Origin of the sequence: Bradyrhizobium rifense, assembly GCF_008123425.1 — a bacterium.
GTDB lineage: Bacteria > Pseudomonadota > Alphaproteobacteria > Rhizobiales > Xanthobacteraceae > Bradyrhizobium > Bradyrhizobium rifense.
Genome location: NZ_VSSS01000061.1, coordinates 44,957 through 62,457, shown reverse-complemented (window position 1 = coordinate 62,457; position 17,501 = coordinate 44,957). Strand labels below are relative to the sequence as shown.

General features: G+C 63.5%; 18 protein-coding genes. 10 read left to right on the top strand and 8 right to left on the bottom strand.

The window, feature by feature from the left end; all coding sequences use genetic code 11:
• Window positions 1-97: 97 nt before the first annotated feature.
• Together FXB40_RS35885 and FXB40_RS35880 are read right to left on the bottom strand one after the other, a co-directional pair.
• A complete protein-coding gene (locus FXB40_RS35885) occupies window positions 98-490 on the bottom strand; it encodes a curlin subunit CsgB (protein WP_187437381.1) in 393 nt (130 codons plus the stop codon).
• A 165-nt stretch (window positions 491-655) separates the two neighbouring features.
• Window positions 656-1,312 carry a response regulator transcription factor gene (locus FXB40_RS35880; protein WP_148777009.1) on the bottom strand — a complete coding sequence of 219 codons (657 nt, stop codon included), beginning with the start codon at window positions 1,310-1,312 and terminating at the stop codon, window positions 656-658.
• Between the two features lie 581 nt (window positions 1,313-1,893).
• Here FXB40_RS35880 and FXB40_RS35875 point away from each other — a divergent pair.
• The 5 genes from FXB40_RS35875 to FXB40_RS35855 all read left to right on the top strand — a co-directional run bounded on the left by FXB40_RS35875 (window position 1,894) and on the right by FXB40_RS35855 (window position 7,995).
• Window positions 1,894-3,324 (top strand): efflux RND transporter periplasmic adaptor subunit, encoded by a 1,431-nt coding sequence (locus FXB40_RS35875; RefSeq protein ID WP_148777008.1) that lies wholly within the window; start codon window positions 1,894-1,896, stop codon window positions 3,322-3,324.
• A complete protein-coding gene (locus tag FXB40_RS35870) occupies window positions 3,321-4,046 on the top strand; it encodes an ABC transporter ATP-binding protein (RefSeq protein WP_148777007.1) in 726 nt (241 codons plus the stop codon). Before FXB40_RS35875 ends, FXB40_RS35870 begins: the two co-directional genes overlap by 4 nt.
• Window positions 4,043-5,266: an ABC transporter permease gene (locus FXB40_RS35865; RefSeq protein WP_148777006.1), complete on the top strand. Its 1,224-nt coding sequence runs from the start codon at window positions 4,043-4,045 to the stop codon at window positions 5,264-5,266. Before FXB40_RS35870 ends, FXB40_RS35865 begins: the two co-directional genes overlap by 4 nt.
• Window positions 5,267-5,270: 4 nt before the next feature.
• Entirely contained in the window at window positions 5,271-5,636 is a 366-nt protein-coding gene (locus FXB40_RS35860; RefSeq protein ID WP_148777005.1) for a response regulator transcription factor, read from the top strand.
• Between the two features lie 502 nt (window positions 5,637-6,138).
• The gene (locus FXB40_RS35855; RefSeq protein WP_148777004.1) at window positions 6,139-7,995 is read left to right on the top strand and encodes an alkaline phosphatase family protein; all 1,857 of its coding nucleotides are present in this window, start codon (window positions 6,139-6,141) and stop codon (window positions 7,993-7,995) included.
• Window positions 7,996-8,081: 86 nt separating this feature from the next.
• Here the strand turns inward: FXB40_RS35855 and FXB40_RS35850 are convergent, their stop codons facing one another.
• Window positions 8,082-8,648, bottom strand: a complete 567-nt coding sequence (locus FXB40_RS35850) for a hypothetical protein (RefSeq protein ID WP_148777003.1) — start codon at window positions 8,646-8,648, stop codon at window positions 8,082-8,084.
• 392 nt (window positions 8,649-9,040) lie between these two features.
• On the opposite strand from FXB40_RS35850, the gene FXB40_RS35845 reads away from it, so the two are divergent.
• The gene (locus FXB40_RS35845) at window positions 9,041-9,700 is read left to right on the top strand and encodes a peroxiredoxin (RefSeq protein WP_148777002.1); all 660 of its coding nucleotides are present in this window, start codon (window positions 9,041-9,043) and stop codon (window positions 9,698-9,700) included.
• Between the two features lie 4 nt (window positions 9,701-9,704).
• On the opposite strand, the gene FXB40_RS35840 is transcribed toward FXB40_RS35845, so the two are convergent.
• Window positions 9,705-10,100: a DUF2177 family protein gene (locus FXB40_RS35840; protein WP_148777001.1), complete on the bottom strand. Its 396-nt coding sequence runs from the start codon at window positions 10,098-10,100 to the stop codon at window positions 9,705-9,707.
• Between the two features lie 87 nt (window positions 10,101-10,187).
• Window positions 10,188-11,918 carry a methyl-accepting chemotaxis protein gene (locus FXB40_RS35835; protein ID WP_148777000.1) on the bottom strand — a complete coding sequence of 577 codons (1,731 nt, stop codon included), beginning with the start codon at window positions 11,916-11,918 and terminating at the stop codon, window positions 10,188-10,190.
• 170 nt (window positions 11,919-12,088) lie between these two features.
• Between FXB40_RS35835 and FXB40_RS35830 the strand changes: the two genes are divergently transcribed.
• Both FXB40_RS35830 and FXB40_RS35825 read left to right on the top strand, forming a co-directional pair.
• Window positions 12,089-13,480 carry a cryptochrome/photolyase family protein gene (locus tag FXB40_RS35830; RefSeq protein WP_246208181.1) on the top strand — a complete coding sequence of 464 codons (1,392 nt, stop codon included), beginning with the start codon at window positions 12,089-12,091 and terminating at the stop codon, window positions 13,478-13,480.
• 68 nt (window positions 13,481-13,548) lie between these two features.
• Window positions 13,549-13,782: a histone gene (locus FXB40_RS35825; RefSeq protein WP_148776998.1), complete on the top strand. Its 234-nt coding sequence runs from the start codon at window positions 13,549-13,551 to the stop codon at window positions 13,780-13,782.
• Window positions 13,783-13,843: 61 nt separating this feature from the next.
• On the opposite strand, the gene FXB40_RS35820 is transcribed toward FXB40_RS35825, so the two are convergent.
• The 3 genes from FXB40_RS35820 to FXB40_RS35810 all read right to left on the bottom strand — a co-directional run bounded on the left by FXB40_RS35820 (window position 13,844) and on the right by FXB40_RS35810 (window position 16,104).
• Window positions 13,844-14,587, bottom strand: coding sequence for a hypothetical protein (locus tag FXB40_RS35820; RefSeq protein ID WP_187437380.1), 744 nt, complete (start codon window positions 14,585-14,587; stop codon window positions 13,844-13,846).
• 88 nt (window positions 14,588-14,675) lie between these two features.
• Entirely contained in the window at window positions 14,676-15,569 is an 894-nt protein-coding gene (locus FXB40_RS35815; protein WP_148776996.1) for a DMT family transporter, read from the bottom strand.
• Window positions 15,570-15,657: 88 nt separating this feature from the next.
• Window positions 15,658-16,104, bottom strand: a complete 447-nt coding sequence (locus tag FXB40_RS35810; protein ID WP_148776995.1) for a hypothetical protein — start codon at window positions 16,102-16,104, stop codon at window positions 15,658-15,660.
• Window positions 16,105-16,407: 303 nt separating this feature from the next.
• Between FXB40_RS35810 and FXB40_RS35805 the strand changes: the two genes are divergently transcribed.
• Both FXB40_RS35805 and FXB40_RS35795 read left to right on the top strand, forming a co-directional pair.
• Complete coding sequence (locus FXB40_RS35805) at window positions 16,408-16,671, top strand: hypothetical protein (RefSeq protein WP_148776994.1); 264 nt, start codon at window positions 16,408-16,410, stop codon at window positions 16,669-16,671.
• Between the two features lie 453 nt (window positions 16,672-17,124).
• Window positions 17,125-17,406 carry a hypothetical protein gene (locus FXB40_RS35795; RefSeq protein ID WP_148776993.1) on the top strand — a complete coding sequence of 94 codons (282 nt, stop codon included), beginning with the start codon at window positions 17,125-17,127 and terminating at the stop codon, window positions 17,404-17,406.
• Window positions 17,407-17,501: the final 95 nt, after the last annotated feature.

Below are 17,501 nucleotides of genomic sequence, written 5' to 3'. Positions count from 1 at the left end.
GCTATTCGATCCGCCGCTCCACCAAGAAGTCTGGTCGTAGCCGTTGAAACATAACTCTGGGTACGCGGCGCGCGCGCACCCAGAGGTCCGGGGCTGGTTAGTGCTGCGTGATGGTGCTGAGGTTGAGTCCGCCACCGAGCTGCCCGACACCAGCGGAGTTGTTCGGCGGGAGGCCGAAGAGCGTGGTCTGGCTGATCCCGCTGGTGTTGTTGCCGGTGGCAACCTGCCCAGTGGTGGCCGAGTTGCCAAGGACGCCAATCTGGGTCACCGAGCTGACATTGTTGAGCGACGGAGAGGTCGTGCCCTGCATGGTGCTCGCGCTGTTCACGAAGCCGAGCTGGGACGTGGTCGAGGAGTCATTCACGTGGCCCTGCTGGTTCACGGTGGAGCCGTTTGCGATGCCGATTTGAACGGTGGTCGCGGTGTTGGCAGCCTGAGCCGCGGACGACAGAGCGAGCATGGCAACGGAAGCAAAAAACAATTTGCGCATAGGAAATCCCTTTCTAGCCGAGTTGTCTGACTGGGTTCGGATGCCGTCTTGGAGGAGGCCGACATCGTGGGATCACTCTGAACCGATCGTGCTCCGCGCGACAGACTGCAGTTCATGCTAATCGGTAAGGACTAGACGTCGTGCGACAAGTCGCCGCTCGAAACCCTAGTTGCGCGGTTGTCCCGCAGCAGCCCGCGCCGCAACGTCGCGCTCCATGCTGTCGACCAGCCGCACCACTTCGATCGGCGAACGCAATTCCAGCTTGCGCATCATCCTGGCGCGATGAACTTTCGCCGTCACTTCGCTAACGCCGAGCCTTGCCGCGATCTGCTTGGCGACGAGCCCCTCGGCCATCAACAGCATGATTTCGCGCTCCCGCATCGTCAGTGTCTCGACGCGCTGCCTTGCATCGCGCACGGCGTCTTCGCGCTCCATTCGCTTGCGATCGCGCTCGATGCCGTGCCTGATCGCGTCGAGGATTTCCTGCTCGCGAAAAGGTTTCGGCAGAAACTCGACCGCACCGCGCTTCATGGCCTCGACCGAGACGCGGACGTCGGAATGGCCGCTGATGAAGACGATCGGAATGGGTACGCCCGTCTCGGCCAGCCGGCGCTGAAGCTCGAGGCCGGTGGGCGACGTCCCGGGAAAGCGGACGTCGAGCACGAGACATGAAGGACCGGCGGAAAGACTCTCTGCTAGAAAATCGTCTGTCGAGGCAAACAATTTTACCTGGTGTCCGGTTTCCTCGCAGAGACTTCCAATCGCATTTCGAATCTGAATTTCGTCGTCAACGATATAAACTGTGGCTTGAGCCGACCTCATGGCAACGGACTCCCCGGCTTGGGGCTCGATGAGCAAGCAACGAGCCATCCATTCTTCTTGCAAGCGATAACAAGGTGCTTGGATGAATTCGCAGGGACCGCGCGAACAGCGTCGATCCACCGGTTCGACGTCTTAGGGCCATCGCACCCAGAAGACGAGTGAAGGCGTTCACATATCGGGCTTCGTGATGAGAAGGCTGCGATCGTGCCGGCGGCATCGCGGCGAGATGCGGCAATCCTGCATCGTGGCCGCGGTATCGCCGACTGCGTCATGGCGTCGCCACCCATGCGCCGACTTGAACGCCGCTCGCTGGCCGCTTCGGCCAGATCATACGGGAGGTTCAGTCAGTCGATCGAGTTCGATACCGCGCGCCTCATATCGATACGCCCCGTATGGATTCGCGGCAAGTCACGAAAGGTCGCGCCCCCCGGGCTTTACTTCTGGATCGTGAAGCACGCCCGACCGTCGGCCCTTCCGCGACGACATATTGACGATCGATATCGCCTCGGATGATTTGCAACCATAGCGCGATTTTTGAATTTGCCGCCAACAAAGCCATTTCAAGAAGGCGGGTTTTTGATATGCGATTTGTGCCAATTATTGCCTTGCTCGGAACTGCATGCGGCCTCGCCGCGATCTACGCCACGGGGCCGGCCGCCATCGCTGGCGCCGCCGGCAGCGCGGCCGACAAGGCCGCGCGTGCCTATCATTCGACGAAGCGGCTTCTGGTTCCCGCGACAAGCGAAATTCCGACCTTCGGATCGGACGCCCCCGTGTTCCGCTATGCCGCGATCCAGCGCGGCAGCATCGAGCAGACCGTCACCGTCACGGGCGCCCTGCAACCGGTCAAGACGATCGAGGTCGGCTCGCAATTGTCCGGGCAGCTCGCCCGCGTCTATGTCGACTTCAACGACACCGTCAGCAAGGACCAGCCGCTTGCCTTGATCGATCCCCGCAGCTTCGCGGCCAAGGTCGACGAGGCCAAGGCGGCGCTGGCGGTCGCCGACTCCTTCGTGGACATCGAGCGAGCCAAGCTCGATCGCGCCAGGATCGATCTGCAAAACGCCAAGGGCAGCCGGGACGTGCTCGTCGCCAAGCTCGACAGCGCCCAGGCGGTCAAGGCCTCGGCGCAGAAGACCTTGCAACGCAAGCTGGCGCTCCAGTCGCAAAACGTCGTGGCAACGTCCACTGTCGACGACGCGCAGACGGAATTCACCGCGCGTGTGGCCCAGGAGCGCGAGGCCGAGGTCCTCATGTCCCTGAATACCTATGCCGTCGACGGTGCGCAGGCCGACGTCCGCCGGATCGAGGCCGAGCTGGACCAGGCCCGAATGGCGGTGCCGGAGAAGGCCGCCGTCCTTGCGGCGGCCCAGGCCGATCTCGACCGCACCGTGATCCGGTCGCCAATCGACGGCGTCGTAGTCGGCCGGTTCGTCAACGAAGGCCAGACGCTGGCGGTTGGCCTCGAGTCCCGCACCACCTTCGTGGTCGCCCACCGCCTGGAGGACATGGAGATTCACGCGCAGGTCGACGAAGCCGATATCGGGCGTATCGCGCCGGGCCAGCGCTCCCACTTCACGGTCGATGCCTATCCCGACCGGCGTTTCGAAGCAGCGGTACGGCAGGTGCGCAAGGCGCCGCAAAACCAGCAGCACGTGGTCACCTACACGGTCGTCCTGTCGACCTCCAATCTCGACGGCGCGCTGCTCCCGGGAATGACCGCCCTGGTCAAGATCGTGATCGAGCAGCAGGACAACGTGCTGAAGGTGCCGCTGGCCGCGCTGCGGTTCCAGCCTTCGGGCGCGCGGGCGGACACAGCTCCCGGACGCAGCGGGGTCTGGCTGCGCGCCGCCAACGGCGCACTTCAGCGCGTCCCCGTGACCGTCGGCGCGGCGGGTACGGAACAAGTGGCACTCAAGAGCGGAGAGCTTGTCGAGGGCAGCCAGGTCGCCATCGGACAGGCGATCCGGCCGGCCGGCATGGAAATTCTCGGCATCAGGTTCGGATCATGACAGCCACCCTGCCCCTCATCAGTCTCCGATCCGTCGGCAGGACCTACCGCACCGACGGGATCGCGGTCACGGCGGTGCGCAATGTCACCTTCGACGTCGATCAGGGCGAGATCCTCGCCGTGATGGGGCCATCGGGTTCCGGCAAGTCCACCCTGATGAACATGATCGGATTGCTCGACCTCCCGAGCGAGGGTGCGATCTATCTCGAGGGGACCAACGTCGCCGACCTCTCGGAAGACCGCAGATCGACCTTGCGCGCCCGCAGCATCGGTTTCGTGTTCCAGTCCTACAATCTGCTCGCGCGCCACAACGCAATCGAGAACGTCGCCCTGCCGCTGGTCTATTGCGGCGTGGGCCACAAGGAACGCCTTGGCCGCGCCGAGCAGAGCCTGGAAGCCGTCGGCATGCTGCACCGGGCGCATCATTTTCCGCGGCAATTGTCGGGCGGCGAGCAGCAGCGCGTCGCCATCGCGCGCGCGCTGATCGCCTCTCCGCTGATCATCCTCGCAGACGAACCGACCGGCGCGCTCGACAGCCGTACCGGCGCCGAGATCCTGGCGCTGTTTGCCGCACTCAACCAGCGCGGCCAGACCGTTGTGATGATCACGCACGATCCGCGCATCGCGATGCAGTGCCGGCGCACCATCCGCCTGCATGACGGCGAGCTCGTCAGCGACGAGACGATAGCGCCGTTGCTACCCAGACGGAGCATTGGGTCATGACGATGCTTCAGGGATTCCGGATCGCTCTGCACGCCTTGCGCCTCAACCCGCTGCGCAGCTTTCTGACCATGCTCGGCATCGTGATTGGCGTTGCGTCGATCGTGACGGTTTTCGCGATCGGTGCCGGCGCGCAGTTGCGGCTCCAGGAGCAGATCCGCTCGATCGGCGCCAACGTGCTGATGATTATGCCCGGCGCAGTCTACCAGGGCGGCGTGCGCCTCAAGGACGGCAGCAAGCTGACGATGACCGAAAGCGATGTGCAGGCCATCCTCGAGCAGATCCCGGAAATCCAGGCGGCGGCCGGCTCGATCGCCGGAACGGCGCAGGTCATCCATGAAGGCAAGAACTGGAACACGACGATCAACGGCACGACGACCGGCCATTTCATGGTGCGCGACTGGCAGCTTTCCTCGGGACGCTACTTTTCCAACGCCGAGGAGGCCGCCGCCGGAAAGGTCGTGATCCTCGGAAGCACCGTTGCGCGCGAGCTGTTCGCGCCAGGCGACGATCCCATCGGCGCGCAGATCAGGATCATGAAGGTCCCGCTCGAAGTGGTCGGCGTGCTTGATCGCAAGGACCCCGCGCAGGACGATGTCGCCTTCGTCCCCCTCACCACGGCCAAGCTCCGGTTCCTCGGCAGCGCCAGCAACATCAACCGGGATTCGGTCGCCTACATCATTGCGAAGGTGGCCGCCGACGGCCAGATGGCGGGGGCGCGATCCGAAATCGAAAGCCTGTTGCGGCAGCGGCATCGCGTCCCTGCCGGTCAGGACGACGACTTCAAGGTTCAGGATCCAGCCGCCGCCATGGAAGCGCAGCAGGGAGCGATCCGCACCGTCGCGCTCCTGCTCGTCGCCATCGCTTCGGTCTCGCTGCTCGTCGGCGGCATCAGCATCATGAACGTCATGATCGTGTCGGTGACCGAGCGCACCCGAGAAATCGGCATCCGCCGCGCGCTCGGCGGGCGGATGCGGGATATCCGTCTCCAGTTTCTCTGCGAAGCGCTCGTGCTCTGCCTTCTCGGCGGCGCCATCGGCGTCCTCAGCGGCGTCACGCTGTCGATGACGGTCGCGCGCATGGCCGGCTGGATCACCTCGATCGACAGCGAAGCGATAGCCCTGGCCCTCGCCTTTTCAATCGCGACCGGCCTCATCTTTGGTTTCTATCCTGCACACAAGGCGTCCAAGCTCAGTCCAATCGAGGCGCTCAAGACGGAGTGAGAACATGCTGGGTTGGCCACGACATCAAACCAGAGGCCAGGGAGGAGCAGTCATGAGCCCGGATTCGAAAGATTTGATTACGCCGACGCCGCGTGAGCGCGAGTTGATGATGCTCATCGCGCGCGGACTGCAGAACAAGAACATCGCCTACGAGCTCAAGATCTCGGAGAACACGGTGCGGGCGCATATCGGCAACATCATGCGCAAATACCGCCTTCATAATCGAACGCAGATCGCGATCGTCTATGCCCTCAAGGCAGCCCCGCTTTCGCCACGGCGCGATCCAGCCAGGAGCGGAGCCAGCCCGGCAGAGGTCAAGCCGGTACAGGCGCTCGCACAAACTCCGCAAGTACCGACCGTGCCGGAATGACCGTCCCGGCCACAACGCCTTGCGTCACCCGTCGGGCAAAACACCGAAGCCCTGGGTCAAGAGTGCAGCAGCAAAGTATTTCTCTTTATTCGAATTCTGAATTTTGTTAGAGATTAGTCACTGCGGCCCAAGAGGGGCGTATCGCGATCGTCACGAATGCGGGCCGGGCGGCGGTGGACGCAGGCCACATCGGCGCGACGGGTTTTGCAGGGCGGGCAACCGTGAGCAAAGACCGTGCTACCCCACACTCCGTCATTGCGAGCGCAGTGAAGCAATCCAGACTGCCACCGCGGAGGGATTCTGGATTGCTTCGCTGCGCTCGCAATGACGGTGGCGAGAGCCCGTCAACCCAGCAATGACAAATCCGTGGACGCCTGGCTACCTCCCCGTCACTTCTTCAAATACGCTCGCTCTTGTAACAAAACTGTCATGCAGCAAAACTAAACGAATGCCGGGGGCCGCGGTTCGGCGGCCAAGCCGCCTCACCGCTAGGAGATTTTTGATGCGCCGTTCACTGGTGTTGCTGTCAGCCGGGCTGACAGTACTTTCCACCGGATTTGCCTCCGCTGAGAATAACACGCCCCGCAACCTGATCCTGTTCATCCCCGACGGGCTGCGTGCGCTGAAGATCACGCCCGAGACCGCGCCGGCGATGGCCGAGGTCCGCGACAAGGGCGTCAACTTCAAGAACTCGCATTCGCTGTTCCCGACGTTCACCATGGCCAATGGCTCGGCGATGTCGACCGGCCATTATCTCGGCGACACCGGCGTGTTTTCCAACACGATCTGGACCAACTACACCTCGGTCCCCGCCGGCGACACCGTGGTTCCCTTCATCGAGAACGACGCCGTGCTCGGCGACATCGACGAGCATTTCAAGGGCGACTATCTCAACGAGGAGACCGTCTTGAAGATGGCCCGCGACAAGGGCCTGAGCACGGCGGCGATCGGCAAGGTCGGCCCGACCTATCAGTGGGACCACACCGATCATCCGGAGAAGCCGGGCAAGCACTCGATCGTCATCGACGATTCCACCGGCAGCAAGGCCGGCGTGGCGCTGTCGGACGAGATGAAGGATGCGCTGACCAAAGCCGGTCTCGCCCTCACCGCCCCCAGCCGCGGCGACAACGGCAAGGCGGGCGACGCCAAGACGCCCGGCACCACCACGGCCAACGTGGTGCAGCAGGCCTATTTCGCCGACGTCGCCACCAAGGTGGTGCTGCCGATGTTCAAGGCGCGCAACAAGCCGTTCGTGCTGGTGTTCTGGTCGCGCGATCCTGACGGCACCCAGCATAACCAGGGCGACAGCCTCAACCAGATCCTGCCGGGCATCAACGGCCCGAGCACGATGGCGAGCATCAAGAACGTCGACAACAACCTTGCCCAGCTCCGCAAGGCGCTCGACGAGCTCGGCCTCGCCGCCAACACCAACATCATGATCCAGGCGGACCACGGCTTCTCGACCATCTCCAAGGAGAGCAAGACCAGCCCCTCGGCCAAGGTCAGCTATGACGACACGCCGAAGGACTTCTTGCCGATGGGCTTCCTGGCGATCGACCTTGCGAAAGCGCTCGACCTGCCGCTGTTCGACCCCAACGACAAGAACGCGGCCGTCACTGGTAACGCCCATCCGAAGGCCGGCAACGGCGTGCTCGGCAAGGATCCGACCAAGCCCGACCTCGTCGTCGCCACCAACGGCGGCTCCGACCTGATCTACCTGCCGAACAAGGACAAGACGCTCGCGGCCAAGACCATCAAGGCCTTGATGGAGCAGGACTACGTCTCCGGTCTGTTCGTCGACGACCAGCTCGGGCGTTTCCCCGGCACCCTGCCGCTGTCGAGCATCAATCTGCGCGGCAAGGCGGCGACGCCGACGCCGGCGATCGTCGTCAACTTCCGTTCCTATGCCAGCGAGTGCGGCGAGGCGCCGACCAACTGTTCGGTGCAGGTGGCCGACACCGTGCTGCGCCAGGGCCAGGGCATGCATGGCAGCTTCAGCCGCGGCGACACCTACAACTTCATGGCTGCGATCGGACCGGACTTCAAAGCCGGCTTCGTCGACGAGCTCCCGGTCAGCAATGCCGATGTCGGCATGACTGCGGCCCAGCTCCTCGGCCTGCGCAGCTCGGGGAATGGCGGCCTGGTCGGCCGCGTGATGTCGGAGGCGCTGCCCAATGGCGTCGTGCCGAAGGCGTTCAAGGCCGTGGAGAAGTCGAAGAAGAAGTCCGAGAACGGTCTCGAGACCGTGCTCAACGTCCAGCGCGTCGGCAGCCAGCGCTATTTCGACGCCGCCGGCTTCCCCGGCCGCACGCTGGGCCTGGAGCCGGACGCCGGCAAACAAAAAACGGCGGGGAAATAACCCCGCCGCTTTCTGTCGCGCCTCGCGAGGGGCGCGACAGATCTCTTCTGGTTCTTACATTCCCAGTCTTTTACATTCCCAGTCTCTTACATTCCAATGTCGAACACGTTCGGCAATTGGCCCGCCAGAGGCAGCGCGGTGGCGCCCAGGAAGGTCGCCACCATCGCCATCAGGCGACGATTGTTCTGGCGCTTGCCGCGCATCTGGCCGGCGATCCATTCCAGCATCTCGCTATTGACCTTCGAGGCGTAGGACGGCGCCCAGCTCTCGATGTCCTGCGCCAGCGCGACGTTGCGCGGCGGCACTTTCAGGCCGGAGGCGCTCGCGGCGTAATGAGCCACGGCCTTGGCCAGCAGATCGTCGAACCGGCCACCATCGGTGCGCTCGGTCGCGGCCTCGTTGATCTCGAACAGCGCCTCGGCTTCGGCGCGGCTCACCGGCTGGTCGTTGACCGCGGTGGCGGTCAGGATCCGGGCGCACCAGGCGGTGTCATCGGCATCGAGCGAGCGGGAAAAGTGCACCCGGCCCTTGGTGGTGGGGCCTTCACCCGTGATCACGCCGTCGCGCACGACGGAGAGGGCATGAGCCGCGGTATCGCGGCAGGACGGTTCGAGGGACGGCGACTCAACTGATTTAGGCGCAGCGGCGGACATAGTTCACTTCCAGATTTCTTCTGATCGACCAGCATTTTCATGCGGGCGTAAAGGGGTGGTTAATGATTCGATATGGGGATCGCGACTTTTCTCAATGGTTGCCGATTAGTCGCTATGAGGACCGTTTCGGTTCCGGAGAGCGTCGGGCGAGCGTGATGCGGGTCATAAACGGCTTTATCGGGGCAATCGAGACCGTGAAGCCCCGGTGGGGATGTTTCGCCGCAGGCGCCCTCGTAACAGAAAAGTGCTAGAATATCGGCCCTTCAGAGAAGGAATTCACATTTTACTTGAAGCGGTTCAGTTGACGTTCACTTGGGCTCCCTGAGCCCCTATACTGACGTTGACGGCCAGACAGAAATTCCCAAGCAAATTCAATGCGATGAGGTAGAACCATGACACTTCCGATCGGCACCACCGCCCCCGACTTCGAAGCCGAGACCACCGAAGGGAAGATCAAGTTCCACGACTGGATCGGCAACAGCTGGGCGCTGCTGTTCTCGCACCCGAAGGACTTCACGCCGGTTTGTACGACCGAGCTCGGCGCTCTCGCCAAGTTGAAGCCGGAGTTCGACAAGCGCGGCGTCAAGTTGATGGGCCTCTCGGTCGACCCGGTCGACCGCCATTCGAAGTGGTCGGAGGACATCAAGGAGACCCAAGGGGCCGCCCCGAACTACCCGATGATCGGCGACACCGATTTCAACGTCTCGAAACTCTACGGCATGCTGCCGGCCTCGACCTCGGGCGATCCCCTCACCCGTACGCCGGCCGACAACCAGACCGTCCGCAACGTCTTCATCATCGGGCCGGACAAGAAGATCAAGCTGGTGCTGGTCTATCCGATGACCACCGGCCGGAATTTTCAGGAAATCCTGCGCGTGATCGACTCGCTCCAGCTCACCGCCAAGCATCGCGTTGCGACGCCGGCCGACTGGTCGCAGGGCGAGGACGTGATCATCGCGGGCTCGGTTTCCAACGATGAGGCCAAGACGATCTATCCGCAGGGCTGGAAAGAGCCGAAGCCCTACATCCGGATCGTGCCGCAGCCGAAATAAGGGCCTAGCCGGTCACACGATCCGCCAACAACAGACCCGCGGTCGACGAGACCGCGGTCACCACCGCGCCCCAGCCGACGTCGAGGAATGCGACCGGCCAGCTCCAGTGCTTGAGCAGCGCCAGCGCGGTGAGATCGAACGTTGCATAGCAGAACAGCCCGAACAGCGCGCCATAGAGCAGCGTCGATTGCCATGTCGCGCCAGCGGAGCCGCTGACGAAGATCAAAACGCCGGCGACATAGAGCAGATAGAACAGGATCGCCGGCAAAGGCTTCAGCTCGCCCAGCATGTCACCAACCTGCGCTGTGAAGAAGCCCTTGGCGACCAGCCCGAGGAACAGGAAATCGAGCCCGGTCAGGACGACCAGGGTTGCGACATAAAGCACGGCGATGCGGTTCACTGGCGGCCTCCCTGCCCTCGGATCACGGGGCAGTCACCGTCAGCTACGCCACCGGCGAGCCGATGGTTTCAGCTCACCAAGTTCCAATCAAGCCGCCTGCACGCGATCGAGGAAGCTGTCGACCTCGGCCTTCAGATGCAGGCTCTCGCCTGACAGCGCCTGGGCAGACGCAAACATCCGGCTCGAGGTCTCGCCCGTCTCGCTGGCGCCCTCAGCCGCATGACGGACATTGACGGCAACATCGGCGGTGCCCGTGGCCGCAGCGCGAACGCTTGCGGCTATGTTGTGGGTTGCGCTGCGCTGCTGCTCGACCGCAGCCGAGATCGAGCTCGCGATGCCGCTGATGCGCTCGATGGTCCCTGTGATCGCCTTGATGGCGATCACCGACTCCTCGGTCGCAAGCTGCATGCTCGCGATCTGGGTCGAGATTTCGTCGGTGGCCTTCGCGGTCTGGCCCGCGAGCGTCTTGACCTCCTGGGCCACCACCGCAAAACCGCGCCCCGCATCGCCCGCACGCGCGGCCTCGATGGTGGCGTTCAGCGCCAGCAGATTGGTCTGCTCGGCGATCGAGGTGATCAGCTTGACGACGTCGCCGATACGGGAGCCTGCTTCCGAGAGCTGCGCGATGCGCTGGTCGGTAGCCTCCGCCTGGTGCACCGCTTCGGCGGAGATCGCGTTGGATTCCTGCACCCTTCGGGTGATCTCGGAGATCGATTGGGACAGCTCGTCCGAGGCTGACGCCGCCGAACGGACGTGGTCGGAGGCCTCTTCCGACGCGCCGGCCGATTTCGCCGACAGGTCGGCGGTGGACCGCGCGGTATCGGTCAATTGCCGGGCCACACGCTCGAACTCGCCGGAGGAGTGCAGCACCTTGTCGAGAATGCCGCCGACGCCGCTGCGGAACTCACCGACGAAGTTGCGCAGATCGGCCTTGCGCTGCTCGGCCGCCGCAGCCGCGGCCTCCGCCTGCTCGCTGCGCATGCGCGCCCGCTCCAGCGAATTGCTCTTGAACACCGCGACCGTACGGGCGATCTCGCCGATCTCGTCGGCGCGGTCCCCGCAATCGATCGCGACGTCGCTCTGGCCGTTGGCGATCGCCGTCAGCGAGCGCGTGACCGAGGTGAGCGGCCGGGTGACGCGGCGGACAACCAGCATCGTGAGGATCAGGACCAGCAAGGCGGCGATGCCGGCCGCGACCGCCATGCTCTCAATCGCCTGGGTCAGCATGGCCTCGAACTGCGCCATAGGGATGCCGACATAGAGGATGCCGACGACCTTGCCGGTTGCATCCGCGATCGGGAAATAAGCGGTCATGAAGGACTTGCCGAACAGCGTGGCCGGCCCCTTATAAGCTTCGCCACGTCGCAACACGGCTTGCGCCGGATGGTCGGCAGCAAGCTGGGTGCCGACGGCGCGGTCGCCATTCTCCTTCTTCACATTGGTCGAACGGCGGACGAACTGCCCGCTCGCATCGTCAAACACGAACAGGGTGGCATTGCCGCCGACATAGGATACTGCCCGATCGACGATGGCGTGATCCTTGAAGTCCGGCATCTTGGCGATCTCGGCACGCGCCACCGCGCCATCCCGCATGGTGATCCTGGCGTCAGGAACGATTTCGGCGAAGGCCAGGGCCAGCGTGCGCAGACTGACCTCGATGTCGCGCAGCGCGCGATCGTTGAATTCGGAGTTGAGCGACCAATAGCCGGCGCCGACCACCAATGCGGTGTTCATCGCAATCAGCAGCACCGCGCACAGGACGGCCTTGGTCCCCAACTTGAATTGCGGCACGAACTTCGCCGTTAAGGACTTGGACATGAATGGAACCACCCCCGTAATTCCTGCATATTCATGCAATCCGCTTACGGCCTCATTAACGCTGGTTCACAGCGCCAAACGCGGCATCCTTTCCAGATCGTAAACGAGGACATTCCCTGACCACGCCGAGCCCCCCGCCTGTTATCGTCTGGTTCCGCGACGACCTCCGTTTGTCCGACCACCCCGCCCTCCATGCCGCCGCCAAGACCGGCGCGCCCGTGATCTGCCTGTGTGTGTTGGACGACGCGGCCGGACGGGCCGCCGGCGGTGCGGCACGCTGGTGGCTGGCGCAATCGCTGCGCGCGCTTGGCGCCGACATCGCTGCGCGCGGCGGGTCGCTGGTTCTGTGCAGAGGACCGGCGGCCAGGGCGATCCCTGAGGTGGCGCGCGAAAGCGAAGCCGGTGCGGTCTATTGGAATACGATCGCTCAGGCCCCGCATCAGGCGGTCGAGAAACAGCTCGAAGCAGCGCTGGCAAAGCTCGGCGTGGACTCGCGAAGTTTTCCCGGCGACTTGCTGGTCCCGCCCGCGGCGATCCGCAACAAGGAAGGCCGGGGCTTGCGCGTGTTCACTCCATTCTGGCGACGGGTGCTGTTGCTCGGCGATCCGCCAAAGCCCCTGCCAGCGCCGAAGGAGCTGCGCCCGGGTCCGAAGATCGCCAGCGACAAGCCGGAGAGCTGGAAGCTCGAGCCGGCCAAGCCCGACTGGGCCGGCGGCCTGCGCGAGAGCTGGACGCCGGGCGAGGCGTCGGCGCGTGCCCGATTGCGCGACTTCCTCAAGCACACCGCGCGCGGCTATGTCGGCGACCGCGACCGCCCCGATCGCGAAGGCACCTCAGGCCTCTCTGCGCACCTGAGGTTCGGCGAGCTCAGCCCGCGCCAGGTCTGGCACGCCGCGCGCTTCGCCGCGGCGGAGAATCCGGCGATCGGATCCGGCATCGACAAGTTCCTGAGCGAGCTCGGCTGGCGCGAGTTCTGCCGGCATCTACTCCACGACAACCCCAATCTTGCCACCGAGAACCTGCAAACCAGTTTCGACGACTTCCCCTGGAAGTCCGAGACGAAGGCACTCGCCGCCTGGCAGCGCGGCCGCACCGGCTATCCCATCGTCGATGCCGGCATGCGCGAGCTCTGGCACACCGGCGTGATGCACAACCGGGTCCGGATGGTGGTCGCCTCGTTCCTGGTCAAGCACCTCCTGATCGACTGGCGCGACGGCGAAGCCTGGTTCTGGGACACGCTGGTCGACGCGGATGCCGGCAGCAATCCGGCCAACTGGCAATGGGTGGCCGGCTGCGGCGCCGACGCCGCGCCGTACTTCCGCGTGTTCAACCCGACGCTCCAGGGCGAGAAGTTCGATCCTGACGGAACCTATGTCCGGCGCTGGGTACCGGAGCTGAAGGACGTGCCAGCCAAGCTGATCCATCAGCCCTGGCAGGCGACGCCGATCGAGCTTGGGAGTGCCGGCGTCACGCTCGGCAAGACCTATCCGCAACCGATCGTCGATCACGCCAAGGGACGCGAGCGCGCGCTCGCCGCCTACGCAAAGATCCGCAAAGGTTGAGCGTTGCTTTGACACTATTATGAAACCCGCTATCGTCATCGCTCCATTCAAACCGTGGGGGACACGATATGGACGACGATAAGCCGATCACCGAGCAGGCGATGGAGACGATCACCAGCGCCGTGGAAACGACCAAGGACGCCGCGGTCACCGCCGTGAAGAAGGTGAAGAAGGCCGCCAAGAAGGTCGCGAAGAAAGTCGCGCCGAAAAAGGCAAAGAAGGCTTCCAAGAAGAAGGCCAAAAAGGCCGCCAAGAAGTCGTCGAAGAAGGCAGCCAAGAAGAAAAAGAAGGCCAAGCGCTGATCGCAGCGCGAACGCGAACTCCGGGTGCGGTCGCGCCCGGAGAATGTCTCCTCGACAGGCCCTACCCTCTCCGCTTCGACGCGCGCCGGCCCGGGTGGTGCTTTCCCTTCGGATCGCGAAATTCGCTGCGATGGCCGCGCCGGTCTTCAGCGTTGAAGCGCCGCCGCTTCGCGGGTGAGCCGAACGCCTTGATCACCTTCCTCCCGTTGACCTTCTTGATGACGTAGCCACCCTCGGTCATCGAGAACGGCGCCTTCAGCGTTCCCTTGTGGTCGAACTTGGTGCCGCGGGGATGTTTGAAGGGCTCGAACCAGGACGGATAGACGAAGTTCGACATCGGCAGGCCGTCGACGTCGAAGGAGTCCTCCTCCACGGCATCGCAGACCTCATAGGCATATTGGGTATTCCGATTCTGGTCGGCCCAGAGATTGGCCATGGGGTCGAGCACCATTTCGAACAGCTCGTGCGAGGCCGCCACACTGACCGGCTCCTCGCCCAGCGCCTTGACGAAGATCTTCGAGATCGGCTGGCCGCGATGCGTCAGCTCGTGGCGCCCGAGCATGTTCTTGTGCAAGGCATCGTCGAAATAGACCAGCTGCCAGTCGGTGGCCTTCGGCTTGCGCGTGACATAGAGGTCGACCGGATAGCCCCACACGGGCAGGAAATGCTTGTCGTAACACTTCTGGAGCGCCGCGGTGAGCTGGCTCATCTCGCGGTCCTTGATCATCTTTCTGGCGTAGTTGATGCAGGCGATCCGAACCGGCTTCAGGGACCTGCCGAGCAGTGCGCGCTTTGCCTTCTTCATGGAAATCACCGTGTGAAAGGGCCGCTGAAATGCGGTCAGCCTAACACGGCGCCCCCCGCACGTCAGGGATGTATTCCGGCAGCGGGGCCTACGTGCCGAAGCGCCGGTTGACCACGAACACGGCGGCCGCACACATCGCCATGCCGGCGATCGCCAGCGCATCGAGCTTCTCGCCGAACAGCAGATAGGCCATCAGCGCGGTCACCGCAGGCACCAGATAGAACAGGCTCGCCACCGACGTCGCCGCCGCGTGGCGGATCAACCAGTACAAGAGGCCGATCGATCCGATCGAGAGCGCGACCGCAAGCCAGCCGAGCGCAAGCACGAACTCCCGCGTCCAGTGCACGACACGGTCCTCGAACAGGAACGCGCCGGCCGTGAAGAAGATTGTGACGGCCACATATTGAACGAGATTGCCGGCGCGCCAGTCGATGTGGTTGCAGTAGCGGCGCTGATAGAGCGTGCCCAGCGTGATGCTGATCAGCGAGACCACGGAGGCGAGCCAGCCGAGCCCGGCCTCGCCGGTCATGGGGCGATTGTGCAGGATCAGCGCCACGCCGCCGAGACCGAGCAGCAGGCCGCCCCATTGCACCGGCGTCACCTTCTCGCCAAGCCAGCGGTTGGCGATGGTCGAGGTCAGGATCGGCTGCAGGCCTGGAATGAGCGCGGAGAGTCCCGCCGGAATCGAATGCGCGATCGCAATCGCGGTGCCGCCGAGATAGAAGCCGTGAACGAGAATACCGGCGACTGCGCTGTGCGCGATGCCGATGCGGTCAGGCCATTTCGGACGGGCAACGCCTGCAATGATGGTCATCAAGCCGACCACCACCGCCATGCGGATGGCGAGATAGGTCAAGGGATCGGCGTTGTTGATGACGTATTTGGTGCCGATGAAGCCGGTGCTCCAGAGCAGCACGAACAGCACCGGCGCCGCCCGCGCGGCCAGATTTTTCTGGTCCAGATTTTCCTGGTTTTGATTCATTGCCGCTCTCATTGCCCGAGCGGCGGCGGTGCGGCAATGCGAATTTCGGATGCTGCGCTGCGAGGAAGACGCGGCTCAGATCAGTCGATCACCATTCTTCCGGACAGGGATCGATGATCTTCCAGAGATCGACCCCGTTCTTGATCTTCTTCATGTCGGTGGTGAGCCCGCCATTGCGGCGGATCCAGTCCTTCACCGTGTCAGGATAGTAGGACATCAGGTCGGACGTCCCTTCCGCGCTGGTGATCTTCATGCCGAAGGTGAAGGCCTTGTCGTAGTAGGCTTGGTGGAAGCCGAGGCTCGCGCGCGGCGTCACGCAGATCTTGTTCATCGGCACGATGCCGAGCACCAGCGTGCAGGCCGAGTTGCAGATGCCGTCGATGATGACCCGCTCGCCCTTGTCGCGGACGCGCTTGTACTTGACCTTGTACTCCTCGACGTAACCGCCATGGTCACGGGTGATGTGCAGCTCGGCGCGCGCCGGCGTGGCGGCAGCGACGAAGAGCAACAGCAGGCTGAGGAGCGTGATGCGCATGGCAGCGTGACGGCGAAACCTTGCAGGAACGGACTGGCCTCGAAGAGCCCCCAAAAAGCCCCAAGGGGCCGGCGGAAGAAATCTTTGACCGGATTCTCTTTGGCCATACTTGTGTGGGGAATTCGTTAAGCATCCCGAAAAGGCTAAAAATGGGCAGGCTTCGACCGCAGTTCCGGCAATTCTGTCACACCCACCCCGGAATCGGCTGGATTGGCCCCGATTTCCGGGCCCCGGATGGGTGCCCCGGCGGCCCGAAGTGGTTATAGATAGCAGACTTATTTGCGCGGGTTCCGGAGAATCGAGATGAGCAAGTTGAAGCTTGTAGCCGCGGTTGCTGCCCTGTCGGCCGCAATCCTAGCCCCTGGCCTTGCGGAGGCACGGGGACATCATCGGTACCACCGTTACCATGCCAACCCGCTGCCCTACCCGATCAGCTATCTGCACAATTACGGCCCGGGCATCACTCCCGGCACCTTCGCCTTCTACGATGGCCCGTCGACCAACCACTGCTACCAGAGCGCGGCCGCCTATGTCGGCCAGGACGGCCGGCGGCACCCCTGCTACTGAGGGCGCCGCGGCGTCCTCCTGCGGCGGGCGGCCTAACCGACGGCCCCAACAGCAGCACCTGCTTCTCGATCTCATAGACGGGCAGCTTCGCGAAGTCCTTGCCGACCTCGCCCCGGAGCGATCTGCGTTCGTCGCACACGACGAGCCAGTCGCCCTTGCCGATCCTCGCCTTTGTTCATCTCGCTCTTCGAATTTAGCGAAGGATCGTCCACGATGACAAGATTACGGACGATGCCGCGCCGGCAAATTGCGCAGAATTAAGAATACCAGCGATGTCCTGGGGGGCAGTCGCAGCATTGGTCACACGCGAGAACCTACGATAATCTTGCGGAGTTGGGGTCAGGCCTGCGGCGGGCGAGCTGAAGACTTATTCATCAGCATTACATTTCGGTTCTGCCACAATTTGATCAGAACAACTTCGATATCTGTATCGCGTAAGCAGAGGAAGACATCATGAATCCAAAGATTGGCCTCGTCGCCGCATCCTTGTTCGGTGCCCTCATGGCATCGTCGGCGGCGTCCGCCATGCCCATCGGGCCAGCACCTGTGGTACCGCAGGTCTCCGACGTCGAGCAGGTCCGCATGGTCTGCGACGCCTGGGGACGCTGTTTCTGGCGGCCGAACTATTATGGCTATTACGGCGCGCCGGCGCCCTATTACGGACCCCGATATTATGGGTATGGGCCGCGCTATTATGGCCCCCGCTACTACGGGCCACGCTATCGCCGCTGGTGATTTCGAAGGGGCCCTCGAGGGCCCCTTCGCTTTTGCGAGGCCATGGCTTGTCGATGCACGATCGCGCCTACACTGAAGCGACTCCAAAACTGATC